Below are 3169 nucleotides of genomic sequence, written 5' to 3'. Positions count from 1 at the left end.
AAGAGCGTGACCGTCTCGTCGGTCGCGATCCCCGAGCGGAGGCCGACCGCGAACTCGCCGTCACCGGCGGCGTCGAACCAGCCGATCGGCGCCGCGTACCAGCCGCGATCGAACGTTTCGGTGTCGCGGATCGTCTCCCAGGCCGCCGCGGGCGGCACGCCCCCGACCGCCGGGGTCGGGTGCAGCGCCTCGACGATTTCCAGAACGTGGCGATCGCCCTCGAGGGTCGCTTCGATCGGCGTCTGGAGGTGTTGAATGGTCGCCAACCGTCTGATCGTCTGGTCGCCGATCGTCAGGTCGCTCGCGAGGGGCTCGAGTTGCTCGCGGATCGCGTCGGCGACGAGGCCGTGTTCGCGCTGGAACTTCTCGCTGTCGCGCATTTCGTCGGCGTAGGCCCGGTCGGCTTCGGGGGTTTCGCCGCGTGGCATCGATCCCGCGAGTGCTTCCGTCTCGACGCGGTCGCCGCGCTTGGCGACGAGCCGTTCCGGCGGCGCGCCGAAGAACGTGCCGCCGTCTTCGCGACCGACCAGGAACCGGTAACAGTTCGGGTACCGGCGGCGCAGCCGCTCGAGCGTCTCGGGGACGTCGACCGGCCCCTCGAGGTCGACCGACAGCGCCTGCGCGAGGACGACCTTGGTGAGTTCGCCCCGTTCGATCCGCTCGAGGGCGGTCTCGACTTGGGCGGTCCAGTCCACGCGCGACGTGGTTCGCCGGGTCGATTCGACGCCGGGACCGTCGCCGCTCGGTCGCATCGACGGCAGCTCCCGGAGCCGGTCGGTCCAGCGCTCGAGTCGATCCGCCGCCGTCTCGTGGTCCGACGCGACGGCCGTCAGCCAGGTGTCCGCGTCGCTTCGAACGACCAATATCTGCGGAACGACGAACTCACCCGCCCGAAATCCGGTCCACGGCGGCGTCGGCTCGTGGCCGTCGTGAAAGGAGAGGCCGCCGAAGGCTCGCGGCCGGGCGACGCGCGGGCCGTCGTGTTCGAGGCCGTCGAACGCCCGGTTCGCGCGTGCCCGGAGTCGGTCGAACCGCTCGGTTCCGTCGGCCGTGAGGCGAGCGGCAATGCCTCGGCCGACGATCTCCAGTCCGGCGGGCGTCGACCAGAGCACTCGCGACTCGTCGTCGGCGTCGACGACTGCGCCGAACGACACGTCCTCGAGTTTCCGGCTGGCGCTGACGAGGGGGGTCGCGTCGGCGCTTAGCAGCGAGTCGGAATCACTCGCGAGCCGACGCTCACCCGACGTTCGATCCATCGAACGCAGTTCAGGACCGCCGCGCCTTCAGCCTAACTATCCCGGGCGCCGGCCCGCGCTCCCCGCTATCGATCCCCGCTCGCGCCTAGCTGTACCGTTCTTCCTCCCACGGGTTCGCCGTCTCCGAGTAGCCGCGTTTCTCCCAGTAGCCTCGCTGGGTCTCGGTGAGGAACTCGACGCCGTCGACCCACTTCGCCCCCTTGTAAGCGTACTTGTGAGGCGTGACGACCCGCAGCGGGCCGCCGTGGTCCTCGGGGAGGGGCTCGCCGTCGTAGGCCCACGCGAACAGGACCTCCTCGCGCATGCAGTCCTCGAGGGGGAGATCGGTGGTGTAGCCGTCCAGCGCCGAGAACATGACGTGGACCGCGTCGTCGTGGACGCCCGCGCGCTCGGCGAGGGTGGGGAAGGAAACGCCCGTGAACCGGCAGTCGAACTTGCTCCAGCCGGTGACGCAGTGAAAGTCCTGCTGTTGGGTCTCGGTCGGCAGGTCGCGGAACTCCTCCCACGAAAGCGAGAGTTCCTCGTCGACGGCGCCGGTAACGGTGAACTCCCACGTCTCGGGATCCCAGTCGGGCGTCCCGCTCTTCGAGAGCACCGGAAACGCCGAAGTTTCCCGCTGTCCGGGCGGCAGCCGCTCGTCGCCGAACTCGCGGTAGAGTTCCGTAACGTCGGTCGCGTCGTCGTTGGTCATACGCGTGCGTACGTCCCGACACGGGTAGATGTGACGCCTCCGGCGGACGGACTGGGCCGACAACCCATCCATCGACGGGTCGCGTGTGACCGAGACACACCGCTCGAATGAAACGATCGCCGACACGTAAGCTCGTATTTCCGGGCCGGTGGCGGGGGTGAAACGAACTGTAACAGTCGGTCCGACGTCACAATTCAGGGGCTTCCTCGCGAAACCCTCGCCATCCCTTAGTACAGTCTCGACCACGCTTACCTGTATGGCAAGTAGACAGCAGATATCCGAACAAGAAGTCACCGAACAGTCAGCAGAAGAAGTCGGCGAAGAAGCCATGGGTCCCGCGTTCGTCGCGTCGGCCGCATCCGTCGGACTCTCGCTGTACTACTTCTTCCTTCGAGGCGAGCGAGAGTTGGGAACGTTCATCGGGCTCTGGCCGCCGACCATCCTCGCGTTCGCGAGCTACTTCAACCAGCGGAAGATGCTCAACCAGCTGCAGTCGATCACCCAGCCGGGGACGACGCTGAAGAACGCGTTCGACTCCATGATGGGTAACCGGTAACGGATCGAAATCGAACGCGATCGAGACCCGCGGTACGATCACGATTCGATCGCTGCGAAGCGACTGCGACGCCGTCAGCGGTCCTTTCTAGACGGATACTACCGACCGTCGATAGCGAGGTTCGTCGAGAAGTCGGTCGCGCTGAGACTACCGACCTCCTGGCTCGGGACCGGCCGCAGCGAACTCGAGGCGACCGACCCTCGATTCGCGAGCGGTAGCGCCAATTCGCGGTCGGCGCCGCGTGCGACGATCGGGGACGATCCGCGGCGTGTGGTGTCCCCGTCAGACCTAAATACCCCCTCGCCGAAAGCCGAATCAGATGCCGAAAGTAGAGATCACCATCCCGGAACACCTCGAGATGCAGATCGCCCAGATGGTCGAGCGCGGCGAGTTCGTCAACCGCGAGGAGGCGATCGAAGACCTCCTCTCGACGGGGATCAAAGCCTACAAGACCAGCGGACCGATGGACGAGGAAGAGGGGACGAGCGGTGGAACCGGCCTCGAAGACGACGGTATGATGGGTCACGACGACGAGTACGTCTTCTAACGCCGCCGATTTTCGCTCTCGACCACTCAGTCAGACCGCGAGCAACGGGATTCCGAACGCGACGGCCAGGCCGAGGAGTGCGACGACGAGGCCGATTCCTGTCTCTTATACACATCTCT

Annotated in this window: 5 protein-coding genes; 2 read left to right on the top strand and 3 right to left on the bottom strand. The window is 66.4% G+C overall.

Translation table 11 applies throughout. The features are described 5' to 3' along the window. Both C477_RS14890 and C477_RS14885 read right to left on the bottom strand, forming a co-directional pair. Positions 1-1256 (bottom strand): isochorismate synthase (locus C477_RS14890; RefSeq protein ID WP_008895337.1); only part of this gene is annotated, 1256 nt, incomplete at its 3' end. Positions 1257-1341: 85 nt separating this feature from the next. Beyond that, positions 1342-1947 carry a sulfite oxidase-like oxidoreductase gene (locus C477_RS14885; RefSeq protein ID WP_008895336.1) on the bottom strand — a complete coding sequence of 202 codons (606 nt, stop codon included), beginning with the start codon at positions 1945-1947 and terminating at the stop codon, positions 1342-1344. 256 nt (positions 1948-2203) lie between these two features. Here C477_RS14885 and C477_RS14880 point away from each other — a divergent pair, with 256 nt between their 5' ends. Continuing rightward, positions 2204-2503 (top strand): hypothetical protein, encoded by a 300-nt coding sequence (locus C477_RS14880; RefSeq protein WP_049914571.1) that lies wholly within the window; start codon positions 2204-2206, stop codon positions 2501-2503. A gap of 319 nt (positions 2504-2822) precedes the next feature. Then, positions 2823-3050 carry a ribbon-helix-helix domain-containing protein gene (locus C477_RS14875; RefSeq protein ID WP_008895334.1) on the top strand — a complete coding sequence of 76 codons (228 nt, stop codon included), beginning with the start codon at positions 2823-2825 and terminating at the stop codon, positions 3048-3050. Positions 3051-3080: 30 nt separating this feature from the next. On the opposite strand, the gene C477_RS25045 is transcribed toward C477_RS14875, so the two are convergent. Continuing rightward, complete coding sequence (locus C477_RS25045) at positions 3081-3146, bottom strand: hypothetical protein (RefSeq protein ID WP_449404401.1); 66 nt, start codon at positions 3144-3146, stop codon at positions 3081-3083. Positions 3147-3169 lie beyond the last annotated feature (23 nt).

It is taken from the genome of Haloterrigena salina JCM 13891 (genome assembly GCF_000337495.1).
Classification (GTDB): Archaea; Halobacteriota; Halobacteria; order Halobacteriales; family Natrialbaceae; genus Haloterrigena; species Haloterrigena salina.
The sequence above is the reverse complement of the archived record's forward strand: the minus strand, read 5'-3'. Positions and strand labels throughout refer to the sequence as shown.